Genomic DNA, 23,308 nt, shown 5'->3' with positions numbered 1-23,308 from the left:
CAGCAGTGGCGGCGAGCCGACCGGGTTCTCCCTGTCCTAACTCGCCGTCGCGCCCCGCTGTGTTAGCACAACCCGAGTTCGATGAAGAGGGAATTCTCACCATGCTCGCCGGGTGAAAAAGGATGCCTAGAATAGCGACTGGGGGAACGGGTGGGGGAACCGCTGGGGGAACTTCCCGAATAGGTTAATTCCCGAGTTGCGGAGAGCCGCAGAATACCGTCGATGGTGACCCCTACGGGACTCGAACCCGTGTTTCAGCCGTGAAAGGGCCGCGTCCTAGACCGCTAGACGAAGGGGCCGTCGATCGGTGAAGCGGCGCCTTAGACGGGCGCGCACCCGTGGTCAAGCGCGGGGTCTGCCCTTGAGGCAAAAATATTGTAGCGAGGCGTTTCAATCGGCCCAGGCCGCGTCCTCAAGGTGGAGCTCGGCCGCCGGGCGGCTCCCCCAATCATCCCGCTTGGCGCGCCCCGCGAGCCACAATTTGCGCCCACCGCGCGCGTGGAGCAGCGCCTGGCCAAGTTCGGTCTGGGCACTGCGAAACGCGATCGCCTTGAAGCGCGCGCCGTCGTCGCCCGACACAATGAGCCGCACATGGTCGGTGCCAACGATGCCCGATTCGACGATCCGCACCGGTCCGGTCGCGACGCGCGGCGCGGGCCAACCGGCACCATAGGGACCCGCGCTCTCGATCGCGTCGCACCACAGCGGGCTGATGCCTCTAGGGGCGAGCACCGCATCGATCAGCAGCGATTTGCCGCCGCTCGCGCGTTCGACATCGGCAGCAAGACGCTCGTTGAGAAAGGCGCCGAGTGCGTCGAGCTTGCCGGGGGCCACCGTCAGCCCCGCCGCCATCGCATGGCCGCCGCCCGCGACCAGCAGTCCCGTCTCCTTTGCAGCGAGGATCGCAGCGCCGAGGTCGACGCCCGAGATCGAGCGGCCCGAGCCCTTGCCGATGCCATCCTCGCCGAGCGCAATGACGATCGCGGGACGGTAGAGTTTTTCCTTCAGGCGCCCGGCGACGATTCCGATGACGCCGGGGTGCCAGCCCGCGCCCGCGACGATCGCGACCGGCGCATTGGCGCACGCGGTGCTAGCCGCTATCGCCTCGTCGAGCACCGCGGCCTCGATCGCGCGACGCTCTTCGTTGAGCCGATTCAGCTCCTGCGCAATCTCGGCCGCCTCGTTCGGGTCGGTCGTGGTGAGGAGCCGGACGCCGAGGTCGGACTTGCCGACGCGGCCACCTGCATTGATCCGCGGCCCAAGGGCAAAGCCCATATCGCTCGCGCTCGGCGGCTTGGTGAGTCGCGCAGCGTCCATCAGCGCTGCAAGGCCGATATTGCCGCGCCGCGCCATCACCTTCAGGCCCTGCGTCACCAGCGCGCGATTGAAGCCGGTCAACCGGGCGACATCAGCGACCGTGCCCAGCGCGACAAGGTCGAGCAGCTCGATGAGAGCGGGCTCGGGCCGCTGGCCGAAAAATCCGCGTGCGCGCAGCGTACGCAGCAGCGCCGCGCCGAGCAGGAAGGCGACCCCGACCGCGGCCAGATTGCCGTGGGCCGCGGCTTCTTCCGCTTCATCGAGCCGGTTGGGATTCACGACCGCGAAGGCGTCGGGCAGCGAGGTCGCGCACTGGTGATGGTCGACGACAATCACCTCGACGCCGGCGGCCTTGGCCTCAGCGATGGCGTCGAAGGCCTGCGCCCCGCAATCGACGGTGACAACGAGCCGCGACCCCGCCTCGCCGATACGGACCAGCGCTGCGCCCGAGGGTCCGTAGCCCTCCATCAGCCGGTCGGGGATATAGGCGCCGACCGGAACGTCGAGCGCGCGGAGCAGCCGCACCAGGAGCGCCGCCGAGGTCGCCCCGTCGACATCATAGTCGCCAAAGATCGTCACCGCCTCGCGTGTTTCGACCGCATCGGCCAGGCGGGCCGCCGCCGCCTCCATATCGCGGAACAGGGACGGGTCGGGCATGAAGCTGCGCAGGGTCGGAAGCCGCTGGCGCTCGACATCGTCGCGGGCAACCCCTCGCGCGAGCAGCAATTGGGTGACGAGGTCATCGGGGGCAAGACCCTCGCTCCCCATATCGGCGCTCGCGCGGCGCCACTGCCACGGCTGACCGAGGATCGAGCGGTCGATGCCGAGAGCAAGGCTGCTTGCGGTCTCGTTCATGCGCGGGTCCCAGCGGCAAGAATGCGGGCGCGCAGCGCTTGCGCGGTGGCGAGCGGGATCGCGGGGATCTCATGACTGCCGAGCGAACTGCCCCCGGGGACCCCGAAAACGAGTGTCGCAAGCCCGAGGGGACGGAGAATGAAGTCGGTCTTAAGGTCGATGCTCTGAACCGAAGCATGAGGCAGCAAGGTCGTCTTGGGCTTGAGCCAGCCGCGGCGGATCGCGACCATGCCAGGCAGGTCCGTCCAGCTGTGAAAGCGCGCGCTGAAGAGCGAGGCGGCGGCGATCAGTGCGGCGGCAGCGATGCCGAGTCCGCCGAGCGGTTGGCCGAGCATCATCGCGATTGCCCCCCCAGCCGCGGCGCAAAGGGCGCCAAAGAGGCCGCCGACGGCGATAATCCGGTGGCTATGCTCCCAAGGCTGGCTGGCGTCGGGGCGATGGATTGCGATTTCGGCGAGCACCGGGTCGATCTCGAAGAGGTGGCCGAAGGGTACGACCTGATGGTCCTTCTCCTTCTCGCCGTCGCTTGCAAGGCTCTGGAGGCGCAGTTCGTGCCAGTCGAACCGCTTTTTCAGCCATCCGGTGACGAGTATCGCCGCCTGCACCCGGCGCACCGGCAGGGCAACGTCGGTACGCGTCGTCAGTCCGCGCGTGCGGCGCAGAGCGCGGGGTTCGCGGGTCAGACGAAAATCCCAATTGGCAAGCACCATCGTCAGCACCCCGCTCGCAAAGCCGATGAAGAGCAGCGAAAGAAGTGCGCCGACGCCGGCAACCCAACGATGCGCGACGATCCATTGCTCAAACCCGTAGCGCTCGGCGAGGTCGAACCAGTCGAGCGGATTGAAGATGTTGAAGTCGAAGGGCAGCAGGTCATCGAAAAGCTGCATGCCGGCGGCGACCACGGCGAGCGCGGCGAGTGAGAAGTTGAACAGCCCGGCGATAAGCAGCCGGCCCGGCGACATGACAAAAAGAACCCGGTCCTCGGTCGCAGGCGTTTTGGTCTTCGCATCGTCTTCGCGGCCGAGCGGCTCTGCAGCGGCGGGGACTGCGTCGCCGCGATGTGCGCGGATCGTCGTTCGGAGCGCCTGCGCCGCGTCGAGCCCGATCGCGTCAAGCCGCGCCTCATCCTTCTTGTCGCCGCCCGCACCGGTCTCGAACCCGACCTTCGCAATGCCGAGCGCGCGCGCGATCAGCCCCTGTTCGATGCTCACGTCCTGGATGCGGTCGAACGGGATGGTGCGGTGTTGGCGCGACAATATGCCGCTTTCGATCACAATCTCGTTCGCGCCCACGAGAAAGCGGAAGCGCGCCCATGCGATCCAAGCCGTGACGAGCGAGATCAGCAGGAAGGCGCCGAATGCCGGGAGCACATAAACCCATTTTCCAGCAATACCGATCGCCGCGAGCGCGGGAAGGAAATTGAGCGTGCGCGGGCCGAGCCTGACGACCGCGAGCGCAAGCGTCGCGGGATGCAGTCGCTGCCACTCAGCGATCTGGGGCGCGGCGTCGGCAGGACGAGCGTCGGCGCTCCCTGTCATGCGAAGTCGGTCTGGATGTGGCGGCGGATCTCCTCGCGCATTGCAGCGGCGAGGTCAGCGCGCAGGCCGGGCAACGTCACTGTGCTGTTGTGCGTGCCCGAGGTATGGACGACGAGGTGCGACAGGCCGAACCAGCGCTCGATGGGCCCCTGGCCGACGTCGATGTGCTGGACGCGCACGAAGGGAACGATCGTGTCGGTACGAAAGAGCCAGCCGCGTGCGACGCGCAGTTGTCCCTCGCCGATCTTGAAACCCCAGCGCTGCGCGCGCCGGGCTGGGAAAGCGATGATGGCGAACAGCGCAAACAGCCAGGCGAGCACGCTCAGCAATCCGTAGGGTCCGCCTACCTCGCGCACCACGAACATGTCGAGCAAGGTTGCGCCAATCGCGATCGGCAGCATGTTGAGCAGCGCTGAAATACGCAGCACGTGGCGGAAGGCAGGATCGACCGGATCGAGCCCCTGGGCCGCGTTCAGTGCATGCGCATCGAAGGGATCGACGGGGCGAGCGGCAACGGTGTCGGTCATTCCTCCTCGATAGTCCGGCTGACCCCTAGGGCACAACTATATTGAAGCGTGGGTCGGCGCGCGGGTGGAGCGCGAACCATGAGAGGAATGCTGTGCGGTCGCCTTCGATGCGAATAGCGCCCGACTGCATCAGCGCGGGAAATTGCGCCAGCCCCATCATGACGTCGTCGAGCGTCCTTCGATCGATCGTGATCGTCGCGGTCGGCGCTGCATCGGTGACGCCGTAGCGCGGGAATTCGACCCCGCCCTCCACGACCACGGCGACCGCCTCCTTGCTATCTGGGAGCAGGAACTGGAACACGCCCTTCAGACCCGAGCCGCTCGCGGCGTCGAAGCGCGTTGCAAGCGCATCGAAGAAGACCGAGGTGGGGATCGCGCTCACGAAGCTGCGGCTCTGACCGTTGCTCGCCGAGGCGGCGATCTCGGCGCCGCGCAGACTGGCGGCGGCGGCGAGATAATAGTTGCGCCACGCTCCCGATTCTGCCTGATAGCCGAGCTGATCATAGGCCGAGGCGAGCGCACTGCGCGCCGCAAAATTGGCAGGCTCGGCGAAAACGAGCTTGTTCAAAAGCTCGGCTGCCCAGCGATAATCTCCCGAAGCGATCGCCGCCTCGCCCGCGGCGAGCAGCTTGTCGGCGCCGCCTGCAAGCGCGACATATTTGGGTGCCGATTGTTCAGGCGGGAGCGGGTTGAAATTGGCCGGGTTGCCATCCCACCAGCCGAAATAGCGCTGATAGGTTGCCTTCATGCCGTGATTGAGCGTGCCGTAATAGCTACGGGTCGAGAAATCCGCGCCCTGCACCGGAGCTTCGGCCGTCTGGTCAGCAAGCTCATGCAGCGTGGCCCCCTGGTTGGCGAGAAACAGGGTGCGATCATGGACATAGCGATAGGCGCCGCGCTGGTTTGAGAGGAGGCGGCTTACCGCGCTCGCACCCCAGGTCGGCCAATGATGCGATGCCATAGCAACCTCGGCCGATCCGCCCCATTTCAGCAGCATCGCGTCGATGACCTTCGACCAGTGGAGCGCATCGCGCACCTGCGCGCCGCGCAAGGTCAGGATATTGTGCAGATTATGGGTGACCACTTCGGTCGTGTGCAGCGCCTTGTAGGCGGGGATGTAGAAGACGAATTCGGCGGGCGCTTCGGTCCCGCCCGCGTCGAGAAATTCAAAGGCGAGCGCGTCGATAGTCAGGCTCGCGCCCGTGGCTGGCACCGTTTCGGTCGGCTCCATATAGCCGATCGTTCCCGACGAGAGCTTCGGGCCGAGCCCAGTGTCAACCTGCCCCGTCGGCCCCGGGGCGAGGATCGCACCGAACATGTACAGCGCCCGCCGCCCCATCGCGCCGCCGGCGAGGACATTCTCCGCGGTGGCTTCATCTGAAAAACCGTGCGGGGCGATGATGCGGATCTTCTCCCTCGCGACCTCTTCCTTGGAGACTATGCCGCCGACGCCTCCGAAATGGTCGCTGTGGCTGTGGCTGAAGATCACCGCCTTGATCGGCCGCTTGCCCGACTTCGCCTCGACCGTGTCGGCGAAGAGCTTCCAACCTGCTGCCGCGGTCTCTTCGGACAAGAGGGGGTCGACGATGATCCAGCCGCTTTTGCCGCGGATTATCGTCATCACCGAAATATCATAGCCGCGGACCTGCCAGATCTTGCCTGGCACCACCTCAAAGAGTCCATGGACCGCGTTGAGCCGCGCCTGCCGCCACAGCGACGGATTGACCGTATCGGGGGCTTCTTCGGCGTCCAAGAAAGCATAGGCCCGGCGGTCCCAGATGATCTTGCCATCCTTGCCGGTGATGAGCCCGCCCGCGATCTCGGCGAGCTTGCCGCGCTCAGCGTTCTTGAAATCCTGAGGGTCGTCCAGCGGCAGCCGCTTGGCAAGCTCGGCCTGCGCCGAGCGCGTCGCAGCGGACGCCGCATCTTGCGCCCTGACGTCAGGAGCCGCCAGCAGCACCGGAAGCGCCATCGCCATCCACGCCTTTTTCATCGCATTCCCTCCCTCTTACCGAACGGCTTGCGCCCCGCGCCGGGGCTTGGCAAGCGGGCAGCATAGGGATTGAGATGGCGGCAGACTGCAAACTTCTTATCATTTGGCACAGCCGTACCGGGGGCAGCGAAGCGCTCGCCCGTGCGGCGGCGGAAGGCGCGGGCGATGCGGGCGTGTTGATGGCGGCGGGCGCCGCCGAACCCGCCGACCTGTTCGCGGCCGCGGGCTATCTCTTCGTCGGCCCTGAAAATCTTGCCGCGCTGTCAGGCGCGATGAAGGAGATGTTCGACCGCTGCTATTATCCCTGTCTTGGCCGGATCGAGGGCCGCCCCTATGCGACGATCATATGCGCGGGGTCGGACGGGGAGAGCGCTCAGCGCCAGCTCGACCGCATCGCGACGGGCTGGCGGCTGAGGCGCGTCGCCGAGCCTGTAATCGTGAACACCGCCGCGCAGACACCCGAGGCGATCCTCGCCGCCAAGACGATTTCCCCAGGCCGCCTCGCCGAAGCGCGCGCGCTGGGCGCGGCGCTGGCCGAGGGGCTCGATGCGGGAATTTTTTAAGCGGCGCGCTCAGACGCCTCTTGCGCGGGGTAGGGCTCAGCCGACCCGGTGCTCGCCCCTGACCCAGCGCACGGTCCCCGACGAGGCGCGCATGACCACGCTTTCGGTGGTGAGGATGCCGCCGCGGCGATGCTTGACCCCGCGCAGCAACGATCCGTCAGTGACCCCGGTCGCGGCGAAGATGACGTCGCCTTTGGCGAGGTCCTCAAGGTCATAGACGCGGTCGAGATCCTCGATGCCCCATTTCTTCGCGCGCAGCCGTTCATCATCGTTGCGGAAGATCAGGCGGCCCTTGAACTGGCCGCCGACGCAGCGCAGCGCTGCCGCGGCGAGCACACCTTCGGGTGCGCCGCCTGATCCCATATAGATGTCAATATTGGTTTCAGGGTTGGTCGTCGCGATCACGCCCGCAACGTCGCCGTCGGGAATCAGCGCGACGCCGCACCCGATTGCGCGCAGCTCGGCGATGATGCCCTCGTGGCGCGGGCGATCGAGCACGCAGACGATGATATCCTGCGGCGACACGCCTTTCTCCCGCGCGACCGCCTCGACATTCTCGCGCACGCTCTTGTCGAAATTCACGATGTCGGGCGAATAGCCCGGCCCGACCGCCAGCTTGTCCATATAGACATCGGGCGCGTTGAGCAGGCAGCCCTCCTCGGCGATCGCGAGCACTGCGAGCGCGTTCGGGCCGGCCTTGGCGGTGATCGTCGTGCCTTCGAGCGGATCGAGCGCAATGTCGATCTTGGGGCCTTTGCCGGGCGCATTGCCGACCTTCTCGCCAATGTAGAGCATCGGCGCCTCGTCGCGCTCGCCCTCGCCGATGACGACGGTTCCATCCATGTAAAGGTCGTTGAAGGCAGCGCGCATCGCCTCGACGGCAGCGGCGTCGGCCGCTTTCTCGTCCCCGCGTCCGATCAGTTTAGCAGCAGCGATCGCCGCGGCTTCGGTGACGCGCACCATTTCGAGCACGAGCACCCGGTCGAGGTTGCTGCCGCTTTTCGTCATCGCTGATCTCCAATTCCCTGTTGTCTTGCCGCGCCCTTCGGGCATGGTGCGCGCCATATGGCCCCCCGCCGCGCTTGTCGAGAATGCATCGCCGATTGGGCACGGCTTTGGCTGCGCTGTGCGTCGCGAGCGTGACGGCGCCGTGGGGAGGCGCTCAGACGGGTGAGGAGCCGGTAGCCAACGCCGATACCGCAATCGCCAATACGCAGGCACTCGTCGACCCGATCCGGCGCTGCAAGCCCGCCGAGGGTGATGAGATTGTCGTTTGCGGCAGCGACACCGAGCGCTATCGGCTGCCCCCCGAGTTGCGGGCGATCGCCAACAAGGGCCGCGAAGCCCCGCCCAAACTGCCGCGCGCCGAAGCGAAGGCGATGAGCCTCGACAGGCTGCCTTATAACTGGATCCCCATTGGCGGGCGCTATCCGCCCGGCCCTGAATATAATGCCCTTTATGAACTGGCGAAGCGCCGCACCGACCCCGAAACGCAAGGGTCTGCGCCGCCCGGGGAGGGGGAGCCCTAGGCCGACTTCGGCGTAAGCCAAAAGGGGTTGAGGGTGCCGCGTTTCCCCATGCTGGCCCCAGCAAGGCACAGGCGCATTCCTGCCCAGCAGCCGATAAGCGAAATGAGAAAGCGGTAGGCCTTGTCCGCATGGCGATAATGCGACTTCCGCCCTCGTTCCCCGGTCAAGGGGTAGCAGGGGCGGGGACGACAACAAGCTCCTCAGAGCGCGAGGATTGGCATATGCATCGGCTCGCCCACGACATGGTCCGACGCGGCGAGCGCGGCGAGCGCCGCGTGGATCGCGCGCGCGGGACCTTCGTGGGTGACGAGCGCGATCAAGACGCCGCCGCCCGCCTCGTCGCCGCGCTGGATGAAGCTTTCGATCGACACGCCGGCGTCGCGCATCGCTGTCGCGATTTCGGCGAGTACGCCGATGCGGTCTTCGACGATCAGGCGGACATAATGTTTGCCGACGCGCGCCCCCGCATCCGCAGCAGGAGCCTGGTCGAGCGCGTCGACCGGCATCGCAAAGGCGGGGCCATATTCGTCGCGGGCGATGTCGATGATGTCGGCGACGATGGCCGAGGCCGTCGGTCCCGCGCCCGCACCTGCGCCCTCGAAAAAGAGGCGGCCGACGAAATTGCCCTCGGCGACGACGGCGTTGAGCGCGCCCGGCACGTAAGCGAGCGGATGGTCGGCGGGAACGAGGCAGGGTTGGACATGCTGATAGAGAGCGCCCCCGTTCGCAGGATCGCGTTCGGCCATGCCGATCAGGCGGACGCGGTGACCCAAGGCCTCGGCTTCGCGGATGTCAGCGGCGATGAGGCCGCGGATGCCCGTCGCGGCGACGGCGCCGATGTCGAGCTGGGTACCGAAGCAGAGCGCGGCGAGAATCGACAGCTTGTGTGCAGCGTCGATGCCGTCGACGTCGAAAGTCGGGTCGGCCTCGGCATAGCCCTCGGCCTGCGCGGCGGCGAGTGCGTCGGCGAAACCTGCTCCCTCCCGCTCCATCAGTGTGAGGATATAATTGCAGGTGCCGTTGAGGATCCCATAGACGCGTGCGATCTCGTTCGCCGAGGCGCCCTCGCGGATCGCCTTGATGACCGGGATGCCGCCGGCGACCGCGGCTTCATATTTGAGCGGCGTGTCCTTTTCCTCGGCGAGACGGGCGAGATCGAGTCCATGATGTGCGATCATCGCCTTGTTCGCCGTGACCAGCGCCTTGCCTGCGCCAAGCGCCTGCCGCGCAAGGGTCAGTGCGGGGCCGTCGGCGCCGCCGACCATCTCGACGACGACATCGACATCCTCGGCCGCGACCAGCGCGCCCATGTCGTCTTCCCAGCGATAGGCCGACAGATCGACGCCGCGATCCTTGTGACGGTCACGCGCGGAGAGGGCAACTATTTCGATCGGCCGGCCGGCGCGGCGCGCGATCAGCTCGCGATTCGCCTCAAGCAGCCGTACCACGCCGCCGCCGACGACGCCGATCCCGGCGAGCGCGACACGCAGCGGCGGGCGGGAAGCGGTGGGGGCGGGCGATGGCGACATGCTGGCACTCCGGTTCGGCAATGCGGGCGTCGCCCGCGGGTGCGAGCGCACCTATCGGCTTTTTGGACGGATACAAGCCCGGCGGGGCTTCGGCGGGGCCAAGCCAGGCTTTATCCCTTGGGGGGCGTGCGCGTCCGGGTGCAGTCGCCGAGCGCGCCGAGTACGACCGCATAATCGGCAGCCGCCTTTCGTCGGTCCTCGGCGGGCGTGCCGGCGAGCTTGGAGAGCGGCAGGCTGCGCGGCAGGCCGCAGGCGAGGCGATACCAGGCAAGCGTATTGCGTCTGGGCACCCCGGCGCCCTCGACGATTTCACCAAAGGCCGCGGCCCAGGTCCGCGACCCATCCGCGCGGGTGGTAATCACGAGCGAAACCGGCTCGCCGGTTGCGGTTTCGAGGAACAATTGGGTCTCCCCCTCACCGGGAAGCGTCCCGGGAACGTGGAAGCCGCTGGCGATGCCGGTCACCTTGGGCGGTGCTCCGGGTTTTACGAGCTCGGTCAGGATCGCGCGAAGCTGCGCCTCCGTCGCGGGATCCCAGGCGATCTGGGAATCGGGGGCGACGAGCTGTACGCTGCTCGTGCTTGTGGCACCCGCCGCGCCGGCTGCGACAGGGCGAGCGAAGAGCAGGACGGGTTGCTTGCGCTTGAGCTTCACTGGCTTCCCGTTGGCCCCGAGCGGCAGATCGACGAGATAGGAGATACGTTTGGCAAGCGGTCCAGAGCCGCGAATCAGGCTCACAACCTCGGCTTCGACATAGAATCGCGCACGGCCGGCTGCGAGTCCCGGCGCCCGTTCGGGCTTCAGGACCGTACTGTCGGCGATGTGCGCGTGCAGGACGATGGGGGCGATCGATGCGAGGTCGGCAAGGTCGGCGTAAGTATAGGGGCTCGCGGACGCCGCGCTGGCCGGCGCGGCGGCCTGCATGGCTGAAACCGCCGAATTCCCGATGGTTAGGACACTAAGACTTGCGAGCGCGGCGGGGAGGATCAGGCGTGTCATCGGGTCACTTTCCGTCATTGCAAAGGCGCCGTTGAGCGCCGAAACCCCATCATGGGACAGGGCACATTAACCGCTGATAAAGGGTTTGCGAACTTGCCGCCACCGCGATAGGACGTGCGGCGAAGCGCCCGGAACAATATAACAGCCGGAAGCTGACCGCCGGGTCTCGCGGAACGCATCGGAAATCATCCGGGCATGTTTTGGCAACCGAACCGCGCGGTATGGATTGGTGTCAGGATGATCTAGCAAGGAGCGTCGTCCCTGAATGGCTTATGGTGATAATGTCGACCCTAAAAACAGGGTAGTGGCGATTGTCTTGGTCGGTCTGTTTACTGCTGTGCTGGGCTATGGTCTGGTTAACGGTCTGAATATCAGTATCGTCAAGAAAATTGCCGAAAAATTGGACGTCGTAGACGTCGAAGAGCCGCCGCCGCCGGAGGAGCCGCCGCCGCCGCCGCCGCCGGATAACAAGCTGCCGCCTCCGCCGCCTGTGGTGACGCCGCCCTCGCCGATTCCCCCCCCGGTGACGACCAATACGGTGCAGTCGGTTCCGACGCCCCCCCCGGCGCCGCCGCCGCCCGTCTACATTCCGCCGGCTCCGCCGGCGCCTCCCGCCGTCAATAAATCAGCGCCTGCGAAGCCCAAGGGCTCGCCCGGTCGCTGGGTGACCGACGACGACTATCCGGCGCGCGCAAAGCGCGAGGAACGCGCGGGAACCACCGGTTTTCGCCTGACGGTCGGCGCCAATGGCCGTCCGACGGGCTGTGACGTCACGTCTTCCAGCGGACATTCCGACCTCGACGAAGCGGCGTGCCGTCTGATGATGCGCCGCGCACGTTTCTCGCCGCCGCTCGATAGCGATGGCAACCCCACGACGGGTACCTGGTCGAGCCGGTTCACCTGGAAACTCAACAACTAGGGTTCTTTGCGGGCCCTGCCATTTCAAGACTTTGACTTTTTTGAGAGGGAATAACCTATATGTTTAATCTGATCGCAAATGCCGCTGCTGCGGCGGGCAGCCACGATGCGGGGCTGTCCCTCATGCCCGCTTCGATGTGTGTGAAGACCGAAGGCGAAAACCCCTACGGCCTCATCCCCGCGCTGTGCGAAGGCGGCATTGTCTCGCAGATCACCTTCCTGGTGCTGCTGATCATGTTTGTCGGAACGCTCTACATCCTGTTCACCAAGCTGTTCGAGCAGAACAAGGTCATGAGCCAGGCCAAGGCGGTCGACGCCAATTTCTGGCGCGCGCCCAGCCTTGCTGATGGCGCTGCGAAGCTGGAGAAGAACAGTGCCTATCGCCAGGTCGTCGAAGACGGTCTTCGCGCAAGCGAAGAGCATAACAAGCTGACCGACCCCGTCGAAGCGCATGACTGGATGCACGGCACGCTCGAGCGTTCGCAGAACCACATCAACTCGAAGCTGAATTCGGGCCTCGCCTTCCTCGCGACCGTGGGTTCGACCGCTCCGTTCGTAGGTCTGTTCGGTACGGTTATCGGTATTCTTCGCGCTCTCGTGAAGATCGGTGCGTCGGGTCAGGCCTCGATCGACACCGTCGCCGGTCCGGTCGGTGAAGCGCTCATCATGACCGCCATCGGTCTGATCGTGGCGGTTCCCGCGGTGCTCGCGTTCAACTGGCTCCAGAGCCGCAACAAGTCGATCGCCCGCCGCCTCTCGACCTTCTCGAACGACGTTCTCGGCTCGATCATGTCGAACGGCCAGGTGAAACCGGCCGCTGCCGCTGCGAAGCCGGCTGCTCCGGCCGCGGCGCCGAAGAAGGCCTGATTTTTCCGGGAAAGCCGCTCCGGCCTAAGTCGGCCGGGGCGGATTTCCAGGACGGCGCGGCTGCCCGTTGGCGCCCCGCCGGGCCATGATGAAAATTTTGTGACAGGATGCTAATCCTATGGCGATGAGTGTAGGCGACAAGGGCGAAGATGCCCCGATGTCCGACATCAACACGACTCCGCTCGTGGACATTATGCTGGTGCTGCTCATCATCTTCCTCATCACGGTTCCCGTGGTGCTGGAGACGGTGAACCTCAAGCTGCCTGCAGTGGTCTTCGAGCCGACGACGACCAAGCCGGAGAATGTGAACCTCTCGGTGCGTTCGGCGGACACGGACGGGGACGGCGAACCCAATGCTGATAGCACGGCGTGCGAAGTCTTTTGGGGCCAGACGCCGGTCGATTCGCGGCAGCTGCTCGAAAAGGGCCAGAAGAAACTTGAGGATCTTCTCGCGCAGATCGGCGGTCCGCAGAATATCACCGAAGATAATTTCCCCGAAGTGCACATCCGCGGCGACATCAACACGCCGTACCAGTGCATCGGCGGGGTGATCTATACGATGCAATATGCCGGCTTCCAGAAGATCGGGTTCATTTCGGAGCCTGCGCCTGGTTCGGGCACGCTGGGCCGCCTCTAGGGCATCGCCCGCTAGATTGAAGGAATAATCCTATGGCCATGGCCGTTGGCGATCGGGACGAAAATGAACCGATGATGGACATGAACACGACGCCGTTGATCGACGTCATGCTCGTGCTCCTCATCATGTTCATCATTACCATTCCGGTCCAGACTCACGCGGTGAAGATCGATCTGCCCGTTCCGTCGGATAATCAGAACAATGTCGATCCGCAAAAGAACAAGGTGATGATCGACGCCGCCGGCACGATCAGCTGGAACGGCACCGCAATCGACCTGGCGCAGCTTGCGCAATATCTGGAAGAGACCAAGGCACTGCCGGTCGAACCCGAATTGCAGGTGCAGCCCGATCCCTTTGCTCGCTATTACATCGTCGACAATGTCATGGCGGTGATCAAGCGCAGCGGGGTCGGCAAGCTCGGCTTCGTCGGGAACGAACAATACGCCCGCGTTTTCTGATCATCGATCCTTAACGCGATTGTCGGAAAGGGCCGCGAAGCAATTCGCGGCCCTTTTCCATTGGGTCTTTTGTCCTTAAGGACGCATCGCCGCCGTGCGCGGCGCAAGCAGAAGGTGCGCCATGAAAATCGCCATGATCGGAACCGGTTACGTGGGCCTGGTGTCGGGGGCCTGCTTCTCCGATTTCGGGCACGATGTCGTCTGTGTCGACAAGGACGCGGGGAAGATCGAGGCGCTCGATGCGGGACGGATGCCGATCTACGAGCCGGGGCTCGACGCGCTCGTCGCGGCGAACGTCGCGGCAGGACGGCTCTCCTTCACCACGGACCTTGCGCCGGCGGTGGCAGAGGCCGACGCCGTCTTCATCGCGGTCGGCACGCCCTCGCGCCGCGGCGATGGCCATGCCGATCTGTCCTACGTCTTCGGCGCTGCCGAGGAGCTCGCCGCGACGCTCAACCACGACTGCGTGATCGTCACCAAGTCGACCGTGCCCGTTGGCACGGGGGACGAGGTCGAGCGCATTCTGCGGGGTCAGGCGCCGGGGCGGACGCACAGCGTCGCCTCGAACCCCGAGTTTCTGCGCGAAGGCGCCGCGATCGGTGATTTCAAACGCCCCGACCGGATCGTCATCGGGGCCGAGGATGCGCGCGGGGAGGCCGTGCTGCGCGAAATCTATCGCCCGCTCTTCCTCAACGAAGCACCGATCCTCGTCACCCGCCGCCGCACCGCGGAGATGATCAAATATGCGGCCAATGCGTTTCTCGCGACCAAGATCACCTTCATCAACGAGGTTGCGGACCTGTGCGAAGCGGTGGGCGCGGACGTCCAGGACGTGGCGCGCGGCATCGGGCTCGACAACCGGATCGGCGCCAAATTCCTTCACGCCGGTCCCGGCTATGGCGGCAGCTGCTTTCCCAAGGACACGCTCGCGCTGCTCAAGACCGCGCAGGACAATGACGTGCCGCTGCGGCTCGTCGAGGCGACCGTGCAGGCCAATGATCTTCGCAAGCGCGCCATGGGACGCAAGATCATCGCCGCGATGGGCGGCAATGCGCGCGGCAAGACGGTCGCGCTCCTCGGCCTTACCTTCAAGCCGAACACCGACGACATGCGCGATTCGCCGAGCCTTGCGATCGTCCAGACCCTGCTCGACGCCGGCGCACGCGTCACTGCCTATGATCCTGAGGGCATGGCGATCGCAGCGCCGATGATGCCCGAGGTCGAGATGAAGGACAGCGCCTATGCTGCGGCCGAAGGCGCCGACGCGGTCGCCATCGTCACCGAATGGGACGCCTTCAGGGCTCTCGACCTCGCGCGCCTCGGCGCCACGATGACCGACAGGCTTCTCGTCGACCTGCGCAACATCTACCGCCGCGATGAAGTCGCACGCCACGGTTTCAGACACATAGCTATTGGAACCCGCAGCGATTAGGGGCATCATCCCCTTCGTGGATTCGCGGCGAGAGGCAGCGAGCCCAGCATAAAATGGGGAGCTCGATGATGACGATCGGTTCAAAACGGCTGGCGGGCATCGCCGCGGTCACGCTCGCGGCGCTGGGACTTGGAGCGTGCGCGACGACGGGAGGCGACACGGAAAAGCTGCCGGTGCCCGACGCGACCGCACAGCTCCATGACGCCCGCGGCGCGGATCGCGGCCGCGTCGACATCTTCAGGGACGACAGCGGTCTTCGGATCGAGGTCATCGCGCGCGGGTTCGAAGCGGGCACCTATGGGATGCACCTTCACGCGGTGGGGCAGTGCACGCCGCCGGGGTTCACCAGCGCGGGACCGCACTGGAACCCGACGGGTGCGCAGCATGGCCGCGACAACCCGATGGGCGCGCATCACGGCGACCTTCCCAATCTGGTGATCGAGCCCGACACGATCGGCCGCGCGTCGCTCCACCTTGTCGGCACGCGCCTAGCGGGGGAGAATGCGCTTCTTGACGCCGACGGCGCGGCCTTCGTCATTCATGCGGGGCCCGACGATTACCGGAGCGACCCGAGTGGCAACAGCGGCGATCGCATCGCCTGCGGCGTGATCGTCACCCCGCAGGCGAACTGACGGGCTGGTCGCGACGCCTCGGCACTGCGACCGGCGTGGGTTCAGGCATCGGCCGCCTGCGCCGCTCGGTCGGCGATCGTCGCCTCGGCCTGCGGCACGGCGCGATAGGCATAAAGAAGAAGGCCCAGCGCGATCGGCGCAACGCCGATCAGCGACAAAATGCCGGTGCGCAGGTCGCCGATGAGCTTGCCGTCGACAAGGGTGCCCGCGAGATCTGAAATCTGCCCGACCATATAGGGGCCGAAGGAGAGGCCCACGAGCGTCGTGCCGAGGAAGAAGGCGGCGGTTGCCGTTCCGCGCATCCGGGGCAGCACGAGATCCTGCGTCGTCGCCGCCGCAGCGCCGAGCGCTGCGGCACCGAAAAGTCCTGCAAGGAAATTCATGACATAGAAGAGCGTCGGGTCTGCGGTCGTGTAGCCGATCCAGATCGGAATGATCGGCGCGACGACGCCAAAGATGATCATCCAGATGCGGCCAGCCGGATTGCGTTTGCGCAGCTGATCGGCCGCCCATCCGCCAAGGATCACGCCCACGAAGCCGCTGAGCGCGCCATTGCCTCCGAGGATGATGGCGAGCTCCTGCTTGGGAAGACCGAGCACGATTTCGGCGTAGGGCGCCGACCAGAAAGCCAGCGCATAAGCGGCGAGACTGACGAGGCCGTAGCCGAGCGTGGTGCAGATGAACGCCGGCGTACCCCAGATCAGGCGGAAGGTCGCAGGGTCATTGGCACGAAGCGCGCTCGCCCACGAAAAAACCGCATAATAGCCAAGCGCGACCGCACTCCATTGCGGGACATTGCCCGTCAGGCGGATCATCCACAAGGCGAAGGCGGCGACGGCTGCTGCAAAGCCGATGTTGACCGCGAGCGCCCTCGGTCCCCGCTTTGCCGCGCCCCACAGCGTCAGCGGCGGGACGATCATCGAGAGATCCTTGCCGAATTCGCGAAATGGCGTCGGTGAACCCTCGCTGGGAGCGCCGTCCATTGCGCCGCGGACGGGTTCGCGCAGGCTCGCGACCCACAGCGCGAGAATGAGGCCGGGAATGCCGACCGCCAGGAAGGCGGCCTGCCAGCCGACAAGTCCCATCGGCCCGCCCGCCGGCCACGCCTTGTTCCACGCCTCGACGATCAGCGCGCCGATGAACAGCGACACACCGCCGCCGAGATAGAGCCCGGAGGAATAGATGGCGAGGGCGGTGGCCTTTTGCCGCTTCGGGAAATAGTCCGAGATCAGCGAATAGGCGGTGGGACTTGCGGTCGCCTCGCCGACCCCGACCCCCATGCGTGCGAAGGTGAGGCTGATCTTGTCATAGGCAAAGCCCGACAGGGCGGTCATGGCCGACCACAAGGTCAGACCGATCGACAGCAGCCGGACGCGGCTCCAATTGTCGGCAAGGCGCCCGAGCGGGATGCCGAACAAGGCATAGAAGACCGCAAAGGCGGCGCCGCCGAGGAAGCCCATGTCGCCATCCTTGAGCCCGAGGTCGGCCTTGATGTCGACGGCAAGGATGCTGATGATCTGGCGGTCGATGAAATTGAGGATGTAGACGATGACGAGGACGCCGAGGACATACCAGCTGTAGCCCGTTGCGCGCGGCTCTGCCTCTGCGCTTTCGGCTCCCGCCCTTGCCTCATTTATCGTGTCAGCCATCTGGCACCGCGCTCCCTCGCCCATTATCGTTGGCCGACATGGCTAGCAGAGCCGCGAAGCAGCGCAAGTTGAAAGTCGGTTCAACTTTTTTTAGAGCGATAGGACCCATGAATCACGACCGATCCGATGTCCCGGCCATCCTGTTCCTGTGTCTTGGCAATATCTGTCGCTCTCCGCTCGCAGAGGGCGCCGCGCGTGCGGCATTCGCCGAAGCGGGGATTGCAGGGAGGCTCGATTCGGCTGGCACCGGCGACTGGCATGTTGGCAAGGCCCCCGATCCCCGCGCCCAGGCCGAGGCGCGGCGGCGCGGAACCGACATCGGCGCTCTTTGCGCACGCCAGCTTGTCGTGGCGGATTTTCGGCGCTTTGACCTCATCCTTGCTGCCGACACCCAGAATTTGCGCGATGCGCAAGCGATCCGGCCTTCCGATGCGACGGCGCAGCTCATGCTGATGCTCGATCTTGTGCCGGGGCGCGCGGGTGAAAGCGTCGCCGATCCCTATTATGGCGACGAGGGGGGCTTCGCGGCGACCTGGGCCGACGTCAGCGCAGTCGCCTCGGCGCTCGTGTCCAAATTCTCAAGCGGGTAGCGCGCGACTGGGTGATAGCGCGAGCCTCCGCGCGCGAGCTCGCTTTCGAAGAGAATGACATGGCCGAAGAGAAAGGGCGCGCTTGCAAGATCGCCGTGAAGCGCGAGAAAGGGCGCGACTGGCCCTGCCGAGCGGTTGAGCCGCGCGAGCGTGATGTGCGGCGTGAAGGCGCGCGTCTCGGGGGCAATACCGACGCGCATGAGGCATTGGTCGACCTTGCGGTGGAGCGCAGCGAGCGGTGCGTGCGGTTCGACCCCCGCCCAGAGCGTGTGCGGGCGGCCCTGCCGCTCGAATATCCCGACCCCGGAAATGCGCGCCGTGACCGCGGGGGCGTGGAGGACGCCGAGCGCTGCGGCGATATCTTCTGCGCGGTGGCGGTCGACCTCGCCGATGAAGCGCAGCGTGAGATGGAGCTGTTCGTCGCTCTGCCAGCGCGCCGCCGCCAGTCCATGCATCGCGCCAAGGAGCTCGGCGCGAATGGCGCGCGGCGGGCGGAGGGCGACGAACAGGCGGTGCTTGGGCATGGCGCGGCGAACATAGGCGCCCCGCCGCGCTGGGTCACGCTTGCTCGGCCCCATTTCCCGTTTTTACCGGTTTCGCTTGAAAGCCGCGGATAAAATGCCGATATTGCCCGTACGGCCGGTATGGTCTGGCCAGTGATGGAGATTTGATAATGGCGAATTGGAACGACCCCAATGTGGCGGCGTCCGGTTTTGGCGCCGTCCGTACGGCAGACGGAGCCGTTGATGCCGGTCTGCGGTCGTACATGTTGTCGGTTTACAACTATATGGGTTCAGGGGTGTTGCTGACGGGCATCGTCGCAATGCTGGCCTATAATTCGGGCTTCACGGCCTCGATGATCGGCAGCCCGCTGATGTGGGTGGTGATGCTTGCACCGCTGGCCTTCGTGATGGTGCTGAGCTTTGGCATCAACAAGCTGTCGACGACCGCGGCGCAGGCGATCTTCTGGGTCTATGCTGCGGTGATGGGTCTGTCGATGTCGACGATCTTCCTCGCCTTCACCCAGACGTCGATCGCGCAGACTTTCTTCGCGACTGCCGCCGCATTCCTCGGCCTTAGCCTTTATGGCTATACGACCAAGAGGGATTTGTCGGGCTTCGGCACCTTCCTGATCATGGGCGTGTTCGGCATTCTCGTTGCCATGCTGCTCAACGCGTTCATCTTCCAGTCGGGGGCGCTCAGCCTTGCGATCAGCGTCATCGGCGTGCTCGTTTTCGCGGGCCTCACCGCCTATGACACGCAGAAGATCAAGAGCATGTATTTCTATGTCCGCGGCACCGATTTCGTGGGCAAGTCGGTGGTAATGGGAGCGCTGAGCCTCTACCTCGACTTCGTCAACATGTTCACCTTTTTGCTCAACCTGCTCGGCAGCCGCGAATAAGCGCACCGGCAGAGACACGGCACGAAAGCCCGGCGAAACACTCGCCGGGCTTTTTTCATTGAGGGAGGGGGCAGGTGAAACAATTGAGTCTGCTGGCCGCGCTGGTCATCGCCTCGCCCTCGGCGGCGGCCGCAAATGAGGCGGTCTGTTCGATCGCGCCGCCTGCCGATGGCGATCTTAAAAGCTATGCGGCCACATTTTTTCCCAAGGCGGGCGAGGCTGATCTCGATGCCCTCGCCAATTGTCTCGGCGACCCCGATCCTGCGGTGCGCGACGATTTCGCCTACATGCTCTGGTCCGAGGGCCTGCGGGCAAGGCAGCTGACCGCCCCCCAAATGCGCCAGGCGCTGCGGCAGCTGACGGCCGCGTTGGCGGCGCAGGAGGATGAGCTGGGCTTCCGCCGGCCATTTGCGGCGCTGGCGCTGTCCGAGATCGCGCGCACCGACCGGATCGCTCCCTGGCTTACCGACGCGGAGCTTCACGTGCTCGCCGAAGCGGGGAGCGCCTATTTGAGCGGCGTGACCGATTATCGCGGCTTTGAAGAAGGCGAGGGGTGGCGGCATGGCGTTGCGCACGGCGCCGACCTCATGCTGCAGCTCGCGCTCAACCCGCGGCTCACGCGCGCTGATGCCGATTTGCTCCTCAGTGCAATCGCGTCGCAGGTGGTGCCCGGCGAACCCGTCTTTTATCATTATGGCGAGCCCGGCCGGCTTGCGCGGCCCCTACTCTTCCTTGCCCGCCGCGCCGACATCGACCTATCGGCGTGGAGCGCCTGGTTCGAGGCGCTCGCCGCTGGCGGAGCCAAGCGTCTTCAGCCGCCCCTTGACAGCGATGCCAAGCTCGCCGCGGTCCACAACAGCACCGCCTTTGCCCAGGCGGTCTACGTCAGTGCAGCCGAATCGCAGGACCCGCAAATTGCGCGGCTCGCGCCGCTCGCCGCTGGCCTCCTTCGCGCGCTGCCCTGAGGGCGCGGCCTCAGCGGCGATGAAGGGCTGATCCTGAATGGCGAGACGCCTCCTACGCGGGGTTCGCCGCCTGCATCTCGGCAATGAGGCCGTTGTCGATCTCTTTGGCCCGCTTGTAAGCCGCGCGCTCGCGCAGCGGTGCGACATAGGCCTCGAATGCGGGACGCGCAGGGATGGTGCCGAACTCCATACCCCAGTCGATCTGGCTCCCGACATAGACGTCGGCGGCGGTGAAGCGCTCGCCGGCGACATAGGTCTTGCCCGCAACCGCGCGCTCGAGCGCGCCGAGCGCGAGCTCGAGCGTCCCGAACCCCGCAGAGCGTTGCTGGTCGGCGTCGGGCTCGATCCCGAAAAACTTGGCGGTGATCGCCTGCTCGACGGGGCCGGCGGTGAAAAAGAGCCAGCGATAATAATCGGCCCGATCGGCGGGGGAGGGGGCGAGGGCCGCGGCAGGGAAGGCGTCGGCGAGATAGGCGCAGATCGCGGCGCATTCGGTTACCACCTTGCCCGCATGGATGACCGCGGGCACCTTACCCATCGGATTGATGGCCAGATAATCGTCCGCTTTCATCGTCGTACCAAAATCAAGCAAGCGCGTTTCGTAGGGGGCGCCCACCTCTTCGAGCATCCAGCGCACGATCTGCCCGCGCGACATGGGGTTGGTGTAGAATATGAGATTGTCGGCCATCCATCATCTCCCGTCGATTCGGCTGGAACATATCAGGAACATGCTCAGGCTTCCAGTGGGCTTGTTTTGTCACGGCAGCGGGTTAAGGCAAAGGGATGAGCGACGAACGCATCTGGACCGCCGCCGTGCTGGTGATCGGTAACGAGATTCTCTCGGGCCGCACCCAGGACAAGAATGTCGCGCAGATCGCGACCTGGCTCGACGTGCAGGGGATTCGCCTGCGCGAAGTGCGGATCGTTCCCGACGTCGAGGAAGAGATTGTCGACGCGCTGACGGCGCTGCGCGCACGCTATGATTATGTTTTCACAACCGGGGGCATTGGTCCGACCCACGACGACATCACCGTCGATGCGGTGGCAAAGGCCTTGGGCGTGGAGGTGGTGATCCACCCGCAGGCCCGCGCGATCCTCGAGCGCTATTATTCGGCGCGCGGGGGCGAACTCACCGAGGCGCGGCTGCGCATGGCGCGTGTTCCAGCCGGCGCCGAGCTGATCCCGAACCGCATGTCGGGCGCGCCGGGCATCCGCATCGGCAATCTCTTCGTGATGGCGGGGGTTCCCCATATCACCGCGGGCATGCTCGACGCGCTCACCGGCGAGCTCGAGGGCGGCGCCCCGCTCGTTGCCCGCACGATCGGCGCCTGGGCGCCCGAAAGCGAAGTTGCCGACATTTTGCGTGCGGCCGAGATCGCTCATGCGGGCGTCGCGATCGGCAGCTATCCTTTCTTCCGCGAAGGGCGAACCGGCGCCAATTTCGTGATCCGCTCGACCGACGCCGATGCCGTCGCCGCCTGCGTTGCGGCGGTGACTGCGGGCATAGAGGCCGCCGGCTATACGGTGACCGACGGAGGTATCTGAGCCGGCATCTCTGAATCTTCGGTTCGCGCGGCGCGCGGCAGGCGGCGCAGCATTGCGGCCGCGAGCAGTCCGAAGAAGGCCGCCACCAGAAAGGCCGCGCCGGGGAAATGGACGGGCGCGCTTCGTCCCGTGAACCATGCCATCGTCCCGGTGAGGAGGAGGGGCGCCACGAGTTGGCCGAAGCCCATGACCATCGCCGAAATCCCCTGGACCTCGCCTTGCGTATCGGCCGATGCGCGGCGCGACATCATCGCCATCAGCGCCGGCTGCACCGGCGCTTGCAGCGCGGTCGGGACGAGTAGCAGGAAGGCGCCCCACGTCGTTCTGACGAAGGCGAAGCCGACAAAGATCGCGACCGCGACGAGCAGACCGAAGGTGGCCGCATCGCGCTCGCCGAAGCGTGCGACCGCGGGACCGACGACGAAGGTCTGGCCGATCGCGATCATCACCCCGACCGCGGCGAGGCTGGCGCCGATCATCCCCGGGGTCCAGCCGAGCTGCGCGATGCAGTAAAAGCTCCACGTCATCGGATATACGAGGCTCGCAATCTGCCAGAGCAGCAGGACCAGCGCGGCGCTCTCCATGCCGGCGAGCGCGCGCATCGCCCGCCAGGCGCCGAGCGGATTGGCGCGCCGCCAGTCGAAGGCGCGGCGCCGCTCGGCTGGCAGCGTTTCGGGAAAGATGAAGAGGCCATAGAGCATGTTCGCCGCCGCAAGCACCGCTGCGGCCACGAACGGCGTGCGCGGCCCAATTTCCCCGAGGAAACCGCCGATGACCGGCCCCGCAACGAAGCCGATCCCGAAGGCCGCGCCCACGAACCCGAAGTTGCGCGCACGTTCTTCAGGGCGCGTGACGTCGGCAATCGCGGCCTGCGCGGTCGCGTAGCTCCCCCCGAAGAAGCCCGACAAGGCGCGGGCGATGAACAGCCAGGGCAGGGTGTCGACGACAGTCAGCAGAATATAGTCGGCGGCGAGCCCGGCGAGCGCGAGCAGGAGCACGCGCCGCCGCCCGAAGCGGTCCGAGAGATTGCCAAGCAGCGGCGAGCCGAAAAAGGTCGCAACCGCCATGACGAGGCCGATCCACGCGCCGACCTCGATCGCGTCCGGCAGGTCGATGCGCCCGACCTCCATCACCAGCTGCGGCAGCACCGGCATGATGATGCCGAAACCCACCGCGTCCATGAAGATGGTGGCGACAATGAAGGGGATAGTGCGCGAGGCGGTCATGCTGAACCTTTGGAATGGACGGCGCTGGGCGCGCGGGCGCCCCCATATCGTCTCAAGGCGCTTTGCGCATCCTTGCATTTGCGTGCGGCCCGCCATATTCGCTTGGGGCGCGCCACCGAATGACCCTCCGTGCGTTAT

At 65.7% G+C, this 23,308-nt stretch carries 23 protein-coding genes and 1 tRNA gene; 12 read left to right on the top strand and 12 right to left on the bottom strand.

Annotated elements, in window-relative coordinates; genetic code table 11:
- Window positions 1–223: 223 nt before the first annotated feature.
- From LH20_RS17340 to LH20_RS17320, 5 genes are all read right to left on the bottom strand, one after another.
- Window positions 224–299 (bottom strand) — tRNA-Glu (locus LH20_RS17340).
- A 91-nt stretch (window positions 300–390) separates the two neighbouring features.
- Window positions 391–2,172: a single-stranded-DNA-specific exonuclease RecJ gene (recJ, locus tag LH20_RS17335; protein WP_053555291.1), complete on the bottom strand. Its 1,782-nt coding sequence runs from the start codon at window positions 2,170–2,172 to the stop codon at window positions 391–393.
- Complete coding sequence (locus LH20_RS17330; RefSeq protein ID WP_053555290.1) at window positions 2,169–3,710, bottom strand: PH domain-containing protein; 1,542 nt, start codon at window positions 3,708–3,710, stop codon at window positions 2,169–2,171. Before LH20_RS17330 ends, recJ begins: the two co-directional genes overlap by 4 nt.
- A complete protein-coding gene (locus LH20_RS17325) occupies window positions 3,707–4,237 on the bottom strand; it encodes a PH domain-containing protein (protein ID WP_053555289.1) in 531 nt (176 codons plus the stop codon). Before LH20_RS17325 ends, LH20_RS17330 begins: the two co-directional genes overlap by 4 nt.
- A 25-nt stretch (window positions 4,238–4,262) precedes the next feature.
- Window positions 4,263–6,230, bottom strand: a complete 1,968-nt coding sequence (locus LH20_RS17320) for an alkyl/aryl-sulfatase (RefSeq protein ID WP_053555288.1) — start codon at window positions 6,228–6,230, stop codon at window positions 4,263–4,265.
- Between the two features lie 74 nt (window positions 6,231–6,304).
- Here LH20_RS17320 and LH20_RS17315 point away from each other — a divergent pair, with 74 nt between their 5' ends.
- A complete protein-coding gene (locus LH20_RS17315) occupies window positions 6,305–6,793 on the top strand; it encodes a flavodoxin family protein (protein ID WP_053555287.1) in 489 nt (162 codons plus the stop codon).
- Between the two features lie 36 nt (window positions 6,794–6,829).
- On the opposite strand, the gene glpX is transcribed toward LH20_RS17315, so the two are convergent.
- Window positions 6,830–7,801: a class II fructose-bisphosphatase gene (glpX, locus tag LH20_RS17310; protein ID WP_053555286.1), complete on the bottom strand. Its 972-nt coding sequence runs from the start codon at window positions 7,799–7,801 to the stop codon at window positions 6,830–6,832.
- Window positions 7,802–7,884: 83 nt separating this feature from the next.
- Here glpX and LH20_RS17305 point away from each other — a divergent pair, with 83 nt between their 5' ends.
- Window positions 7,885–8,322: a hypothetical protein gene (locus LH20_RS17305; protein WP_053555285.1), complete on the top strand. Its 438-nt coding sequence runs from the start codon at window positions 7,885–7,887 to the stop codon at window positions 8,320–8,322.
- 200 nt (window positions 8,323–8,522) lie between these two features.
- Here LH20_RS17305 and LH20_RS17300 read toward each other — a convergent pair whose 3' ends face one another.
- Together LH20_RS17300 and LH20_RS17295 are read right to left on the bottom strand one after the other, a co-directional pair.
- Window positions 8,523–9,851, bottom strand: a complete 1,329-nt coding sequence (locus LH20_RS17300) for a homoserine dehydrogenase (RefSeq protein WP_053555284.1) — start codon at window positions 9,849–9,851, stop codon at window positions 8,523–8,525.
- Window positions 9,852–9,961: 110 nt separating this feature from the next.
- The gene (locus LH20_RS17295; RefSeq protein WP_053555283.1) at window positions 9,962–10,849 is read right to left on the bottom strand and encodes a hypothetical protein; all 888 of its coding nucleotides are present in this window, start codon (window positions 10,847–10,849) and stop codon (window positions 9,962–9,964) included.
- Window positions 10,850–11,114: 265 nt separating this feature from the next.
- Here LH20_RS17295 and LH20_RS17290 point away from each other — a divergent pair, with 265 nt between their 5' ends.
- The 6 genes from LH20_RS17290 (at window position 11,115) to LH20_RS17265 (ending at window position 15,793) form a co-directional block, all read left to right on the top strand.
- Window positions 11,115–11,768 (top strand): energy transducer TonB, encoded by a 654-nt coding sequence (locus tag LH20_RS17290; RefSeq protein ID WP_053555282.1) that lies wholly within the window; start codon window positions 11,115–11,117, stop codon window positions 11,766–11,768.
- A gap of 59 nt (window positions 11,769–11,827) precedes the next feature.
- Window positions 11,828–12,634 carry a MotA/TolQ/ExbB proton channel family protein gene (locus LH20_RS17285; RefSeq protein WP_235527013.1) on the top strand — a complete coding sequence of 269 codons (807 nt, stop codon included), beginning with the start codon at window positions 11,828–11,830 and terminating at the stop codon, window positions 12,632–12,634.
- Between the two features lie 118 nt (window positions 12,635–12,752).
- Window positions 12,753–13,271, top strand: coding sequence for an ExbD/TolR family protein (locus tag LH20_RS17280; protein WP_053555281.1), 519 nt, complete (start codon window positions 12,753–12,755; stop codon window positions 13,269–13,271).
- A gap of 32 nt (window positions 13,272–13,303) precedes the next feature.
- Complete coding sequence (locus tag LH20_RS17275; protein ID WP_053555280.1) at window positions 13,304–13,729, top strand: ExbD/TolR family protein; 426 nt, start codon at window positions 13,304–13,306, stop codon at window positions 13,727–13,729.
- 121 nt (window positions 13,730–13,850) lie between these two features.
- The gene (locus LH20_RS17270) at window positions 13,851–15,161 is read left to right on the top strand and encodes a UDP-glucose dehydrogenase family protein (protein ID WP_053555279.1); all 1,311 of its coding nucleotides are present in this window, start codon (window positions 13,851–13,853) and stop codon (window positions 15,159–15,161) included.
- Window positions 15,162–15,229: 68 nt separating this feature from the next.
- Entirely contained in the window at window positions 15,230–15,793 is a 564-nt protein-coding gene (locus tag LH20_RS17265) for a superoxide dismutase family protein (RefSeq protein ID WP_053556352.1), read from the top strand.
- Window positions 15,794–15,834: 41 nt separating this feature from the next.
- On the opposite strand, the gene LH20_RS17260 is transcribed toward LH20_RS17265, so the two are convergent.
- Complete coding sequence (locus LH20_RS17260) at window positions 15,835–17,442, bottom strand: spinster family MFS transporter (RefSeq protein WP_053555278.1); 1,608 nt, start codon at window positions 17,440–17,442, stop codon at window positions 15,835–15,837.
- Between the two features lie 107 nt (window positions 17,443–17,549).
- Between LH20_RS17260 and LH20_RS17255 the strand changes: the two genes are divergently transcribed.
- The gene (locus LH20_RS17255) at window positions 17,550–18,032 is read left to right on the top strand and encodes a low molecular weight protein-tyrosine-phosphatase (protein ID WP_053555277.1); all 483 of its coding nucleotides are present in this window, start codon (window positions 17,550–17,552) and stop codon (window positions 18,030–18,032) included.
- Here the strand turns inward: LH20_RS17255 and thpR are convergent.
- On the bottom strand, window positions 17,945–18,556 hold the full coding sequence (gene thpR, locus LH20_RS17250; RefSeq protein WP_083455607.1) for an RNA 2',3'-cyclic phosphodiesterase: 612 nt from the start codon (window positions 18,554–18,556) through the stop codon (window positions 17,945–17,947). The genes LH20_RS17255 and thpR overlap by 88 nt on opposite strands.
- A 149-nt stretch (window positions 18,557–18,705) precedes the next feature.
- On the opposite strand from thpR, the gene LH20_RS17245 reads away from it, so the two are divergent.
- Together LH20_RS17245 and LH20_RS17240 are read left to right on the top strand one after the other, a co-directional pair.
- Complete coding sequence (locus LH20_RS17245; RefSeq protein ID WP_053555275.1) at window positions 18,706–19,434, top strand: Bax inhibitor-1/YccA family protein; 729 nt, start codon at window positions 18,706–18,708, stop codon at window positions 19,432–19,434.
- Window positions 19,435–19,508: 74 nt separating this feature from the next.
- The gene (locus LH20_RS17240; RefSeq protein ID WP_053555274.1) at window positions 19,509–20,399 is read left to right on the top strand and encodes a DUF2785 domain-containing protein; all 891 of its coding nucleotides are present in this window, start codon (window positions 19,509–19,511) and stop codon (window positions 20,397–20,399) included.
- Window positions 20,400–20,451: 52 nt separating this feature from the next.
- On the opposite strand, the gene LH20_RS17235 is transcribed toward LH20_RS17240, so the two are convergent.
- Complete coding sequence (locus tag LH20_RS17235) at window positions 20,452–21,087, bottom strand: glutathione S-transferase family protein (RefSeq protein ID WP_053555273.1); 636 nt, start codon at window positions 21,085–21,087, stop codon at window positions 20,452–20,454.
- Window positions 21,088–21,182: 95 nt separating this feature from the next.
- Here LH20_RS17235 and LH20_RS17230 point away from each other — a divergent pair, with 95 nt between their 5' ends.
- Entirely contained in the window at window positions 21,183–21,944 is a 762-nt protein-coding gene (locus tag LH20_RS17230; RefSeq protein ID WP_053555272.1) for a competence/damage-inducible protein A, read from the top strand.
- Here the strand turns inward: LH20_RS17230 and LH20_RS17225 are convergent.
- The gene (locus LH20_RS17225; protein ID WP_053556351.1) at window positions 21,917–23,170 is read right to left on the bottom strand and encodes an MFS transporter; all 1,254 of its coding nucleotides are present in this window, start codon (window positions 23,168–23,170) and stop codon (window positions 21,917–21,919) included. The two genes, LH20_RS17230 and LH20_RS17225, sit on opposite strands and share 28 nt — an antisense overlap.
- Window positions 23,171–23,308: the final 138 nt, after the last annotated feature.

The organism is Sphingopyxis sp. 113P3 (genome assembly GCF_001278035.1).
Lineage (GTDB): Bacteria > Pseudomonadota > Alphaproteobacteria > Sphingomonadales > Sphingomonadaceae > Sphingopyxis.
Note: the sequence above shows the minus strand (reverse complement) of the source record. Positions and strands in the feature narration are given on the sequence as shown.